We start from the raw sequence: 12,640 nt of genomic DNA on the forward strand, positions 1-12,640 counted from the left end.
GGGGACACGGGGTGGCGGTACGAGCGGGCCCACGCGGTCGCGGAAGACGCGGGGCGGCGGTTTTGCCGGGCGCCCGGCGCCCGGCGGGCCGGAGCGACCGCGCCCCGCTGGGCGGGTGGCGGCCCGTCAGCTGCCGAACGGGCCGATGCTGTACAGGACTTCGGGAAGATGCGAGTCCTCGGGGAACAGCTCCCCGGCGAAGAGCACCTCGCGTTCCAGCCCCACGTCGTGGCGTTGCGCGTACGAGGTGAAGAGCCGGTTCGAGGCGGTGTTGTCGGGCGTGACGGTCGTCTCCACCGCGACCAGCCCCTGCTCGGCGGCGACCCGCTCGGTCAGCGCGTCCAGCAGGGTGGCGGCCAGCCCCCGTCCCCGGTACGAACCGTCGACCGCCACCTGCCAGACGACGAGCGTCTGCGGGCGGTCCGGGCGTACGTACCCCGTCACGAAGGCGACCGGCGTGCCGTGCTCGTCCCGGGCGACCACCGAGGTCGCCGCGAAGTCACGGCACCAGAGCAGGTAGCTGTACGAGGAGTTGAGATCGAGGACTTCGGAGTCGCGGGCGATCCGCCACAGCGCGGCCCCGTCCTCCACGCGTGGCGCGTCCACGGTGAGGAGCGCGCTCGGCGCGTGCGGCGCGGACGGCGCGTCGATGTCCTGAGAACTGCCCCGGGAGCTGTCCTGAGAACTGAGGGCGTGGGAATTGAAGTCGCGGGATTCGATTCGGGCACGGGCAAGGTCTGCTGGTGCGGCGCTCATGCCAGGGAATTTACCCAGCAAATTTCGGAATTGCATCGGTGGAAAGGGTTGGGTGGCGGAGGCGCACGTGTTATCACGCGAGTGCGAGTCCGGCCGATCGGGCATGCGTTTTCGGGTGATTCATGGTGGATTTAACCGGCATAACGCCCACCGTGTGGAGTCCGTCACAGCCCTGCAACTCCCGTGACACGCCCCCGTACCGCCTCTCCGTGGCCCTCCCGGTCCCGCGCGTTTACGTACAGGGAAGCCGGGCACAAGAATGCGGGGAGCTGCTCACCGGAAATATCGGTGAGCAGCTCCCCGCATTCACTGCATTCGGTTTGCCGGGGAATTCGCCCGGCGGGCGCCCGGAATGTGCGGCGCCCGGTGACTCACGCGCTCGGCCAGGTTTCCTCGACGGCCTTGCGGGCAGCTTCCAGATCGACCTGCCGGCCGGCCTCGGCCAGCGCCGAACCCAGCGCCGCGAGGGAGGCGAGGACCGCTCCGCGCGTCGCGTCCACCCCGTAGTGATTGACCCGGACCATCTCCTTGGACAGCGCCCCGCCGCCCGCGATCAGCGGCAGCGAGGGCTCCGCGAGCAGTGCCCGCGCCACCAGCGCCGAGGCGTCCACCCCGTCCGGCACGCGCAGCGTCGTGGCGACCGGCGCCGCGTCCCGCGCCTCGTGGACGAACGGCGTCAGCCCGCCGCCGAGCGCGACCGCACCCGCCCGGGTGGCCGCGGCGGCGGCCGCGTGACGGGCCATGACGGCCTCCAGGCCCTCCGCCTCGATCCGCTCGACGCACGCCTCCAGCGCCAGCATCTCCAGCTGTGCCGGGGCGTGCAGCAGCGCCTTGCGGCCACCGTCGATCCAGCGCTGCTTCCAGTCCAGCAGGGAGAGGTAGGAGTGGCGCGGAGCCTGCGGGTTGGCGGCGATCCGCTCCCAGGCGCGTGCGCTCACCGAGACGGCCGAGACGCCCGCCGGTCCGCCCATCGCCTTCTGCGCGCCGATCACGCACAGGTCCACGCCCCAGGCGTCCGGCAGCAGCGGCTCGGCGCCCACCGAGGCCACCGCGTCCAGCATGAAGAGGGCGCCGTGGGCCCGGACGACCTCGCCGATCTCGGCGACCGGGTTGGTGTTGCCCGTCGCGGCCTCGGCGTGCACCAGCGAGACGAAGTCGATCTCCGGGTGCTCGGCCAGGGCAGCGGCGACCTGCTCGGCGGTGACGGCCGTGTGGAACGGCACCGCGAGGTCGACGACCTCGGCGCCGCAGTCGCGCAGCCAGTTCCCGAAGGTCTGGCCGTACGGGCCGGTGACGACGTTGAGCGCGGTCGTACCGGGCCGGGCGGCGCCCCGGATGCAGCCCTCCAGGGGCAGCAGCGCCTCGCCCTGCATGATCACCACGTCCTGCTCGGTGGCGAGAAGACCGGCGACCCGCTTCTCGATGGCCGCGAAGTGCGCGGCGGTGAGCGGGGCGAGGTCGAGGAAGGGGTGTGTCACGGTGGTGCTCTCTCCGGTTCGTCAGTCGTTCTGCGGGCCCCTGTCCGTACGGATGCGGGCATCTGTGCGAACAGATGCGGGCCTGTGTGCGAACAGCGCTCGATCCGAGAGTACCGACCGCCTCGTACAGTGCCGCACATGAGCGATCACAGCGACCAGCGCGACCACCGCGACCGGGACCGGCACGTGCTGCGGGTGAGAGGCCGGGTGCTCGTCGGCCCGGACGAGGTACGGGACGAACTGTGGGCCGTGGACGGCCGGATCACCTACGAACGGCCCCCGGGCGCGGACGGGGCCGACACCGTCGAGGGCTGGGCGCTGCCCGGGCTGGTGGACGCGCACTGCCACGTCGGCCTCGACCGCCACGGCCCCGTCGACGCGGCCACCGCCGAGAAGCAGGCGCTCACCGACCGGGAGGCCGGCGCCCTGCTGCTCCGCGACGCCGGATCGCCCTCCGACACCCGCTGGACCGACGACCGGGACGACCTGCCGAGGATCATCAGGGCCGGCCGCCACATCGCCAGGACCCGCCGCTACATCCGCAACTACGCCCACGAGATCGAGCCCGGCGACCTGGTCGCGTACGTCGCCCGTGAGGCCCGCCGGGGCGACGGCTGGGTGAAACTGGTCGGCGACTGGATCGACCGCGAGGTGGGTGACCTCACCCCCTGCTGGCCGCGCGGGGAGGTGGAGGCCGCGATCGCCGAGGCCCACCGGCTCGGCGCCCGGGTCACCGCGCACTGCTTCGCCGAGGACTCGCTGCGCGATCTGGTGGAGGCCGGCATCGACTGCGTCGAGCACGCCACGGGCCTCACCGAGGACACCGTCCCGCTCTTCGCCGAGCGCGGGGTGGCGATCGTACCGACCCTGGTCAACATCGCGACCTTCCCGCACCTGGCGGACGGCGGCGAGGCCAAGTTCCCCCGCTGGTCCGCACATCTGCGCCGGCTCCACGCACGCCGCTACGACACCGTGCGCGCGGCGTACGACGCGGGCATCCCGGTCTTCGTCGGTACGGACGCGGGCGGCTCGCTCCCCCACGGCCTGGTGGCCGCCGAGGTCGCCGAGCTGGTCAAGGCCGGTATCCCGCCCCTGGAGGCGCTCGGCGCGACCACCTGGGCGGCGAGGAGCTGGCTGGGCCGCCCGGGCCTGGACGAGGGCGCCCCGGCCGACCTGGTCGTCTACGCCGACGACCCGCGCGCGGACGTGACCGTGCTTGCGGCCCCCCGGCACGTGGTGCTGAACGGCCGGGTGGTGGCCGGCTGACCCTCGCGCGCGCCCATCCTGAACGCGCCCACCCTCACCGCACCGGGACTCCGGAGTCCGGTGCGGTCGGGACGTGCCCCAGGGCGCGCAGGACCCGGGCCAGGTCCCCCGGCGCCGCCCCGAGGCGGACGGGGGTTCCCGCGTCGTCCAGCTCGGCCACGTGCCAGTCGCCGGGGACGTCGTCGCCGTCCTCGCCCCGGACCCGCCGTACCCGCAGGACGGCGATCCGCTCCACCGGGACCCGCTTCACCGCGAACCGTCCGGGACCGGAGTGCGGCGAGACCGCGAGCGCGTCACCGCCGCCCAGCACGAGGTGGGTGCCGAAGTGGTACGGGTTGTACTCGGTGGCCTCCAGGAAGCGGCCGGACAGGAACACCTCCTCCCCGTCCTCCCCGTCCGCGTCGTCCGTGCCATCCGCGGCGCCGGCCGGTACGACGTCCTCGGGAGTCCGTACGCGGGTGGCGCGGAAGGCCGGTACGAGGAGCACCAACGACACCACCGTACCCACCCCCGCCCACCCGATCGTCAGGGGCGACCCGACCAGGTCCACAGGGTGCAGGACGCAGAGCGGCAACAGCCACAGGGCCGTCACGACCAGCACGCCGAGGAAGGGGAGGGCCGAGGGCAGGACCTCGTCGTCGGGACGCCGGCGTCCGCGCACGCGCACCACGACGAGGGCCGCGGGGTAGCCGGCGGCGAGCACCAACCCCACCGCGACGGCCAGGACCTGACCGGCGGGGACCGGGCGGTCCTGCCACGCCGCGTGGGCGCCGACGACCGCTCTCGGGGTTCCGCGCCAGAAGGTCACCTCGACCCGGTCGCCCGGCGCGAACGCGACGGCCGTGTCGTAGGGCACCTGGATCCGTTCGCGTGGCCGGCTCCCGGAGAAGTACAGCCGGCTGTCGTCGGTCTTGCCCTGGTGGTCGGCGACGGTGCGGGAGATCACCCCCGGGACGGTGGTCAGGCACTCGGCCCGATCGTAGGCGGGCGTCCCCGCCGCACAGGGGACGGCGGACCGCCAGGCACGTTGGTAGGAGAGCGTGTTCGGCACGGCGACTGCCGCCACCACCGCGCCCACCACGAGCAGCAGCGCGCACAGCGCGAGCGGCTTGAAGAGGCCGTGCCCTCCCGTGCGCGGGCCGATGACGTGGAGGTGGTCCGGCTCGTCGGGCGATCCGTGACGGCGTTGCAGCGCCCGCAGCGCCTCCACCCCGGCGTCGAACTCCGGGTCCGTCGTCAGGTAGCTCCGAGGCTCGGGCAGGAAGCGGACGCGCCCGTCGCGCAGCAGCAGGCTGACGCGTCTGCGTTCCTCGCTCCTCATGGGCCTCACGTGGACGCGCAGCGCCCTGACGTCCTGCCACGGGATGTCCCCCCGCCGCCGCGGAGACCGGTAACGCACCCCGTCGGCATCGGCGTGCACCTCGGCGACGACGCTCCCGAGCCCGACGCGCGACAGTACCCCCGCGAGCGCGGGACGGAAGATCAGCCGAGGTTCGGGGGTCATGCACACAGCATGTCACCGGCCAGTCGGGCGCTCGTGTCGCGGGTACGGCAGAGTCCGGGGGCGCGACCTTGCCGACATCGCCCGCGGGCACCTTGGCGCCCGGCCGTCCGGTGGTCAGGACGGGGGTGGCGTACGGGCAGGGGCACCGGGGGCCGCCGCGAAGGTCGCGGAGGTGTGGCGCAGGGGCCGCAGCACGCGGTCCAGGGTGGTCCTCGACGCTCTGAGGCGCACCATCTCACCCTGGTAATCGAGGTCGGCGACCTGCCAGCTGATGGGAAACCCTCGCTTGGCCTCGCCGGCCTGGACACGGCGTACCCGCAGGACGGTGAGCCGCTCCGTGGGAATCCGCCGCACCCCGAACCTTCCCGGGCCGGGGTGCGGCGAGACCGCGAGCGAGCCGTCCGGGCCGAGGACGAGGTGGGTGGTGGAGTGGTACGGGTCGAAATCGACGGAATCCACGAAGTAGGCGGGCAGGAAGACGTCCTCCCGCCCGTCCTCGACGGCAACGCCGTCCCCGTCCCCGGCGTCGGCCCCGGTGTCGGCATCGGCCCGGTGCCGCTCCGCGGTGTCGCCGGGCGGCACGGGGCGAGTGGCGCGGAAGGCCAGGACGAGGAGCCCCGCGGTCACCGCCGTCCCCGCAATCGCCCAGGCGACCGTCGTCGGGGAGCCGAGCGGGTACGGCCGGCGCAGGACGCGGAGCGGCAGCAGCCACAGGGCGGTCGCCACCAGCACACCCGCGAACGGCAGGGCGAGCGGAAGCGCGACGGCTCCGGGGGTCCGGCGGACACGCACCCGGACGACGATCTGGGCGACCGGATAGCAGGCCGCGAGCCAGAAGCCGGCCAGCAGCGCCGCCAGCGCGCCCGGATACATCGCTTCCTCGCGCCAGCGCGCGTGCTCCCCCGCGACCTGTTCCACCGCGCCGCGCCAGTAGGTCACGTCGACCCGGTCGCCCTCCCGGAAGCTCCGAGCCGTTGCGTAGGAGACGTAGATGTCGACGGTCGGACCCCCGTCGGTGAAGAACAGCCAGGCGGGCTTCCGTTCGCCGGGCGCCTCGATGCCCTCGATCATCCCCGTGACGACGACGAGGCAGTCGAGCCGGTTCTCGACGGGCGTCCCCGCGGCGCAGAGGACGGGTGGATTCCACGCACGCTCGTACGCCAGGGCCTGCGGAATCCCGAATACGGCCGTCCCCAGGCCGAGAACGAGCAGCAGACAGCCGACCAGAGCGGAGAAGAAGGGCACCGTGCTGTACGGCACCGTCTCCGGGACGACGAGGGACGGGAGGTCCGGGTCGGGGGAGCCGTACCGGCGGTGCAGCGCCCGCAACGCGCCCACCCGCGCCTCGAATTCCCCCTCTCCGGACGGATCGTTCGCGGGCGTCACCCCGCGCCACGACGGCGGAGGGAGGGGCAGGAAGTGTTCTCCCCCGTCGCGGAGCACCACGCTCAGGCGGCTCCGTCCCGGGCGCCGGGAGTGCGGGTACGGCCGGTGGACGCGCAGCACCGCGACCTCCGGCCACGGCACGCTCCGGTTCCTCAACAGCTGCCGGTGGCACAGCCCGTGGGCGTCGGCGCGCACCGCCGGTGCCGTGGCGCGCAGGGCCAGGAGACCCGCCACCGCGAGCAGGGCCGCCGTGACGGCTGCCGCCCCGGCCGCAGGGCGGGACATCCGCCACCCGGTCCCGTGGGCCACCCCGGCCCCCACTCCCGCGATCACGAGGGCGGCGAGCGCGATGGTGGTCAGACCGCCGAGGAGCAGGGCGCGGTGGTGGGCGGGGCGGTAGGTCACGGCTGGGGCCTCGATCATGGCCGGAGCCTGTCAGTGGCAGGGCCCGCGCGCTTGTCAGGATTGCGGCAATGTTCGGACCGGCTCACCTGCCGACATCCCCGGCGCGGCGTGCGGTCCCCGGGAGCGTGCCGAAGCGCCGTGTTGACAGGCGGTGACGATCCGGCCGTCCTCTCGTTGGAGTTGCTCCATGCCGCCCCTCAAGGCCACTGTCAGCAACCGCTGTTCGGTGAAACGGGTGAGTCCGAGGAACGTACGTGCCGCGAGATTCGAATACGTACACTAAAACCACCCTTTGGGGTGAACTGGCGTCAGGTGTCCGCCAGTTCACCCTCTGTGCGTAAAGATTCACGGAGTCGAGGTCACCGGCGCACGCGATGTCCCCCATTGGACGGCGCCGGTGGCTCCATGTCTCTTGTGGGGGTTCCACCATCTTGAACAGCAACACCTTCCGTCTCGCCGCCCTGGCGGTCGCCGCCGCTCCCGTCGCCCTGTTCGCCGCGTTCCCCGCGCAGGCCGCAGCCCCGGCGACGAAGGGCGAGGGCAGCGCGAGCGCGGTCGTGCTCCGGGCGGCGCTCGACGTCTCGCTCCTGGACAAGACCGTCGACGTGCCGCTCAAGGCCACGCTCAACGAGGTCCAGGCCCCCAGCAGCGCCGAGAAGACCGCGCTCTCCGTGCGGCTGGACGGCGTGGACAACGGGCCGGTCCAGGTCCTGCGGGCCGACGTCGCCACCTCCGGCGCCACGGTCGACGAGCGCCGCGCGGAAGGGCACAGCAACCTCGTCAAGGCCCGGGTGCGGGTTCCCGGTCTGCCGCTCCTCTCGCTCGTCGAGGTCGAGAAGGTCACCTCCAAGGCCGTCTGCGAGGTCGGCGAGAAGCCGGTCGCGTCCTCGAACGTCCTCGGCCACGTGACGGTCCTCGGCAAGCGGATCACGCTCACCTCGGGTGGCCGCACGGAGGTCGACGTCCCCGGTGTCGGCAACGTGACCCTGGACCTGTCGAAGACCAGCACCACCTCGAAGACCGCGGCCGCGACGGCACTTCGCCTGCGCGTCTCCCTCAACCCGGCCGCGCTCAACGTCGCCGAGGTGAACGGCGAACTCACCCTCGCGGAGGCGACCTGCACCACGCCGGGCTCCGGCCACGGCGGTTCGAGTCACGGCGGCTCCGGCAACGGCGGTTCCGGGCAAGGTGGTTCGCACGGTGGCGGTTCGGACGACGGTGGTTACGGCGACGGCGGTTCGGACGACGGCGGCTCCGACGACGGCGGCGCCACGGACAGCGGCACGACTGGTGACACCTCGGGCGAATCCGGCGGGACAGGCTCCACGGACGGCGGCGCGACCGACGAGGGCGCCACGGGCGACACCGGCACCACCGGCGACACCGGCTCGACGGACGGCAGCAACTCCGGCTCCGGCGACTCCAGCAGTTCGGGCAGTTCGGGCAGCTCGGGCAGTTCCGGCGGCGACGTGACGACGCAGACCGGGGCCGACAACACCCCGGCCACCGTCTCCGGGGATGACCTCGCGGAGACCGGCAGCAGCTCCAGCACCCCGCTGATCGCCGGGGGCGCGGCCCTGCTGCTGGCGCTCGGCGCAGGGGCGACCGTGCTCGCCCGCAAGCGCGCCCGGGACTGACCCGGACCGCTACCGGGCGGACGGGCCGACCCGGACCGCGACCGGACAGGCGGACACCGGCCGGCAGGACGGACACCGGCCGGGCTCACGGGTACGGACCGACCAGTCGGACGGACCCCGACCAGTCGGACGGACCCCGACCAGTCGGACGGACCCCGGCCGGCCGGACAGGCCCCGGCCGGTCCGCGCGCTCAGGCGGGCGCGCGGGCCGGCCGTACCGCCCACGGCCCTCCGCTCACCCCGCCGCCACCGGCAGCGCCTGGAGCGCCAGGTCCAACGCCTGGAGGAAGCGGTTCGTCGTCACCCGGTCCCGGACGGCGAGCCGCAGCCAGTCCGGCCCGAGCCCCGGGAAGGTGTCCCCGCGCCGGGCCGCGAACCCCAGGGAACGCAGCCCCTCCCGCAGCTCGGCCGCACCATCGAGGCGGATCAGCACGAACGGCCCCTGGGCCGGGGCCACCACCTCGATCTCGCCGAACTCCGCGATGCCCGCGAGCAGATGGGCCCGGTCCACCGCGATCCGGTCCGCCGCGCAGGCCGCCTCCGCCAGAGCGCGCGGCTCCATGCACGCCTCGGCGGCCGCCAGCGCCGGCGAGGACACCGGCCAGAGCGGCTGCGCCTCCTCCAGCAGGGCGATCGTCTCGGGGGCGGCCAGTACGTACCCGATCCGCAGCCCCGCCAGCCCCCATGTCTTGGTGAGGCTGCGCAGCACGACGAGGCCCGGGACGTCCGTACGCCCGCAGAGCGCCTCGCGCTCCCCGGGCACCGCGTCCATGAACGCCTCGTCGACCACCAGGGTCCGCCCCGGTCTCGCCAGCGCTTCCAGCACACCGGCGGGGTGCAGCACGGACGTCGGATTGGTCGGGTTGCCGACGACCACCAGGTCGGCGTCCTCCGGCACCGCCGCCGGGTCCAGCCGGAACCCGTCCTCCGCCCGCAGGACGACCCGCCCCACTTCGTGCCCGGCCGCCCGCAGCGCCGCCTCCGGCTCCGTGAACTGCGGGTGCACCACGACCGGCCGGCGGGCCGGCAGCGCCCGGGCGATCAGTACGAACGCCTCGGCCGCCCCGGCGGTGAGCAGTACCCGGTTCACCGGGAGCCCGTGCCGGGCGGCGACGGCGGCCCGCGCCGCACGGCCGTCGGGGTAGGCGGCGAGCCCGCCGAGGGAGGCCGCTATGCGTTCCCGCAGCCAGTGCGGCGGGGTGTTCGTCCGGACATTCACGGCGAGATCGGTCAGATGCCTGCCGCGTACCTCGGCGTCGCCGTGGTGACGAAGGTCGGGGCCGCCGCTCTCGGTGTACCGCGTGGGGGGTGTCATGGCTGCCATGGTGGTGGGCGCGGCGCCTCCCGTCACCGGCGCGGCTGAAGATTCCGCTTCCGGGGGAACCGCGCGCGGCCCGCTCCGCCGGGCCACCGCGCACGTGGCCCGCGCAGATTTCGTCTTCGGGACCACCAGTTCGTCCGCCGCGCAGAGCGCCGCCGCCTCCGCCACCGAGACCGTACCGACGAGCGCGGCGACCGCCTCGGACGCCCCGGGCACCGGTACCCGGGTCAGCTCCGCCGCCGACCGGCCGCGCAACGGCACCCCGAGCCGCGCCGCCGCCGCGACGATGCCGGGCTCCGCGGTCTTCGCCTCGACGGTGGCCAGTTCGACCACGTCGGAGACCGCGAGACCCGCCGTCCGCAGCACCTGTTCGATCAGCGCGGACACCTCCTCGCCCGGGACGCCCCGACGGGCACCGACGCCGACGACGAGCGCCGCCCCGGCGGAGGGTGCGGGGGAGTGGTCCGGGGACCCTGCGCTTGCGGTCACGGGCAGTCCTTTCGTACGGGCCGCCACCACCGGGGGTCCTCGGGACACCCGGCGGGGCGTACGGCGCTCCTGCGGAGACGGCGGAGATGGCGGAGATGGCGGAGATGGCGGAGTCGGCGGAGTCGGCGGAGATCGGGGAGTCGGCGGCGATGGCCGAGACCGGGGAGTCGGCGGAGATCGGGGAGACGGCGGAGATGCGGGCAACCGGCCCGATCGGCTAGCAAGGGCCCATGGCGGTGTTCGTCGCGCTCGGCGCGTTCCTGATGACTCTGGCCGGCGGCTGGGTCGCGCAACGCGTCACCGACCGCCGCCACCTGGTGCTCGGCTTCGCCGGCGGGCTGATGCTCGGCGTGGTCGGCCTCGACCTCCTGCCGGAGGCGATCGATGCGGCGGGGCGGCCCGTGGCGGGGGTGCCCGCCGCCCTGCTGTTGTTCGTGGGGGGTTTTCTCGTGGCCCATCTGGTGGAGCGCCTGCTCGCCGTGCGCCAGGCGGCACACGGGGCGGGCGAGGAACGCGTGCCCCAGGTGGGGCTGACGGCGGCGGCCGCGATGGTGGGCCACAGCCTGATGGACGGGGTCGCGCTCGGCGCCGCCTTCCAAGTCGGCGCCGGCATGGGGGCGGCCGTCGCGCTCGCCGTCATCACCCACGACTTCGCCGACGGATTCAACACCTACACCCTTACCAGTCTCTACGGGAACAATCGCCGCAAGGCGTTCTTCATGCTCTTCGCGGACGCGATCGCCCCGATCGTGGGCGCGGCGACCACCCTCGTGTTCACTCTTCCGGAGGAATTGCTCGGCGCGTATCTCGGCTTCTTCAGCGGGGCGCTGCTCTACCTCGCCGCCGCCGAGATCCTCCCCGAGGCCCACCACGACCACCCGGCCCGTTCCACCGTGCTCTGCACGATCTGCGGAGTCGGCTTCATCTGGCTGGTCGTCGGCATCGCGGACTGAGCCAACTGCCCCGCCGCCCGCCGCCGTACGGAAAAGCCCTCCCCGTACGCCAGAGCCCTCCCCCGTGCGGAAAGCCCTCCGCCATCGGGGGAGAGGACCTCAGCGCACCTCGCCGCACCGCTCCACGAACCGCCGGGCCGTCCCGGGCGTCGCAGCCCAGTGGGTGTGCAGATAGCTCGCGTGCACCCCGCCCCGGACGAAGCCCTCCACCCGGCGTTCCGGCAGGTGCATCCCCCAGGCCGGCACCGGCCCCGAGCCCGGCTCCAGCACCGTCCGGTGGAACTCGTGGCCGCGGACCCGGGTTCCGGCCGCCGCGAGCGAGCTGTCCGCGATCGCCACCGCCTCCCGGTAACCGAGCGTGAGGCGCCCCGACATCCGGGCGCTCGCGTCCAGCACCCCGCACATCGGCCGGCCGTCCAGTTCGCGCGCCAGGTAGAGCAGCCCCGCGCACTCCGCCGCCACCGGCACCCCGCTCTCGGCGAGGGCGGTGACCGCCCGGCGCAGCGGTTCGTTGGCCGACAGCTCGGGGGCGTACACCTCGGGGAAACCGCCCCCGACGACCAGCCCGGCCGTGCCCTCGGGGAGCTTCTCGTCGTGGAGCGGGTCGAAGGGGACGACCTCCGCGCCCGCCGCCGTGAGCAGCTCGGTGTGTTCGGCGTACGCGAACGTGAACGCCGCCCCGCCCGCCACGGCGACGACGGGCCGCCGCCCGGAGAGCTCGTACCGCTCCGGCTCCCAGGCCTCGACGGACAGCGGGGGAGCGGTCCGGGCCAGCGCCAGCAGCGCGTCCATGTCGCAGCCGGCGCGTACGCGTTCGCCCATCGCCGCCACCGCGTCCACGGCGTCCGTACGCCGTTCGGCCACCGGCACCAGCCCCAGGTGGCGCGACGGGGTCTCCACCTGCGCGGCCCGCCGCAGCACCCCGAGCACCGGCAGCCCGGACTCCTCCAGGGCGTCCCGCAGCAGCATCTCGTGCCGGTCGGAGGCCACCTTGTTCAGGATCACCCCGCCGATCCGCACCCCGGGGTCCCAGGCCGCGAAACCGTGCACCAGGGCCGCCACCGAACGCGACTGCGAGGAGGCGTCGACCACCAGCACCACCGGCGCCCGCAGCAACTTCGCCACCTGCGCCGTCGACGCCAGCTCGCCCTGGCCCGAGGCCCCGTCGAAGAGCCCCATCACGCCCTCGACCACCGCCAGGTCGCACCCCGCCGACCCGTGCGCGAAGAGCGGCGCGATCAGGCCGGTCCCGCACATGTAGGCGTCGAGGTTGCGGCCCGGCCGCCCGGTGGCCAGCGCGTGGTAGCCCGGATCGATGTAGTCGGGGCCCACCTTGTGCGGGGAGACGGCGAGCCCGCGCGCGGCGAAGGCGGCCATCAGCCCGGTGGCCACGGTGGTCTTGCCGCTCCCGGAGGCCGGGGCGGCGATCACCAGGCGCGGCACAC

General features: G+C 74.1%; 10 protein-coding genes. 4 read left to right on the forward strand and 6 right to left on the reverse strand.

The genetic code is table 11. The features are described from left to right. Positions 1-126: 126 nt before the first annotated feature. Both ectA and ACWCWD_RS07370 read right to left on the reverse strand, forming a co-directional pair. Positions 127-591, reverse strand: a complete 465-nt coding sequence (gene ectA / locus ACWCWD_RS07365; RefSeq protein WP_450771020.1) for a diaminobutyrate acetyltransferase — start codon at positions 589-591, stop codon at positions 127-129. Positions 592-1,127: 536 nt separating this feature from the next. Beyond that, on the reverse strand, positions 1,128-2,234 hold the full coding sequence (locus ACWCWD_RS07370; RefSeq protein WP_450770877.1) for a pyridoxal-phosphate-dependent aminotransferase family protein: 1,107 nt from the start codon (positions 2,232-2,234) through the stop codon (positions 1,128-1,130). 138 nt (positions 2,235-2,372) lie between these two features. Between ACWCWD_RS07370 and ACWCWD_RS07375 the strand changes: the two genes are divergently transcribed. Then, positions 2,373-3,500 carry an amidohydrolase family protein gene (locus ACWCWD_RS07375; protein ID WP_450770879.1) on the forward strand — a complete coding sequence of 376 codons (1,128 nt, stop codon included), beginning with the start codon at positions 2,373-2,375 and terminating at the stop codon, positions 3,498-3,500. 34 nt (positions 3,501-3,534) lie between these two features. Here the strand turns inward: ACWCWD_RS07375 and ACWCWD_RS07380 are convergent, their stop codons facing one another. Both ACWCWD_RS07380 and ACWCWD_RS07385 read right to left on the reverse strand, forming a co-directional pair. Beyond that, positions 3,535-5,004: a PH domain-containing protein gene (locus ACWCWD_RS07380; RefSeq protein ID WP_450770881.1), complete on the reverse strand. Its 1,470-nt coding sequence runs from the start codon at positions 5,002-5,004 to the stop codon at positions 3,535-3,537. Positions 5,005-5,118: 114 nt separating this feature from the next. After that, complete coding sequence (locus tag ACWCWD_RS07385) at positions 5,119-6,813, reverse strand: PH domain-containing protein (protein WP_450770883.1); 1,695 nt, start codon at positions 6,811-6,813, stop codon at positions 5,119-5,121. A gap of 413 nt (positions 6,814-7,226) precedes the next feature. On the opposite strand from ACWCWD_RS07385, the gene ACWCWD_RS07390 reads away from it, so the two are divergent. After that, positions 7,227-8,432 carry an SCO1860 family LAETG-anchored protein gene (locus ACWCWD_RS07390; protein WP_450770884.1) on the forward strand — a complete coding sequence of 402 codons (1,206 nt, stop codon included), beginning with the start codon at positions 7,227-7,229 and terminating at the stop codon, positions 8,430-8,432. Positions 8,433-8,667: 235 nt separating this feature from the next. Here ACWCWD_RS07390 and cobC read toward each other — a convergent pair whose 3' ends face one another. Further along, entirely contained in the window at positions 8,668-10,242 is a 1,575-nt protein-coding gene (gene cobC, locus ACWCWD_RS07395; RefSeq protein ID WP_450770886.1) for an Rv2231c family pyridoxal phosphate-dependent protein CobC, read from the reverse strand. A gap of 86 nt (positions 10,243-10,328) precedes the next feature. Between cobC and ACWCWD_RS07400 the strand changes: the two genes are divergently transcribed. Together ACWCWD_RS07400 and ACWCWD_RS07405 are read left to right on the forward strand one after the other, a co-directional pair. Further along, the gene (locus tag ACWCWD_RS07400; protein WP_450770888.1) at positions 10,329-10,463 is read left to right on the forward strand and encodes a hypothetical protein; all 135 of its coding nucleotides are present in this window, start codon (positions 10,329-10,331) and stop codon (positions 10,461-10,463) included. A gap of 9 nt (positions 10,464-10,472) precedes the next feature. After that, the gene (locus tag ACWCWD_RS07405) at positions 10,473-11,195 is read left to right on the forward strand and encodes a ZIP family metal transporter (protein ID WP_450770891.1); all 723 of its coding nucleotides are present in this window, start codon (positions 10,473-10,475) and stop codon (positions 11,193-11,195) included. 99 nt (positions 11,196-11,294) lie between these two features. On the opposite strand, the gene ACWCWD_RS07410 is transcribed toward ACWCWD_RS07405, so the two are convergent. Continuing rightward, positions 11,295-12,626: a cobyrinate a,c-diamide synthase gene (locus tag ACWCWD_RS07410; RefSeq protein ID WP_450770893.1), complete on the reverse strand. Its 1,332-nt coding sequence runs from the start codon at positions 12,624-12,626 to the stop codon at positions 11,295-11,297. Between the last annotated feature and the right edge of the window lie 14 nt (positions 12,627-12,640).

The sequence above is a fragment of the Streptomyces sp. NPDC001493 genome, assembly GCF_053597235.1.

Coding starts and splice junctions, on each gene's coding strand:
- ACWCWD_RS07375 (WP_450770879.1), top strand. CDS start 2,373: ATGAGCGATCACAGCGACCAGCGCGACCACCGCGACCGGGACCGGCAC.
- ACWCWD_RS07380 (WP_450770881.1), bottom strand. CDS start 5,004: ATGACCCCCGAACCTCGGCTGATCTTCCGTCCCGCGCTCGCGGGGGTA.
- ACWCWD_RS07385 (WP_450770883.1), bottom strand. CDS start 6,813: ATGATCGAGGCCCCAGCCGTGACCTACCGCCCCGCCCACCACCGCGCC.
- ACWCWD_RS07400 (WP_450770888.1), top strand. CDS start 10,329: ATGGCGGAGATGGCGGAGATGGCGGAGTCGGCGGAGTCGGCGGAGATC.
- ACWCWD_RS07405 (WP_450770891.1), top strand. CDS start 10,473: ATGGCGGTGTTCGTCGCGCTCGGCGCGTTCCTGATGACTCTGGCCGGC.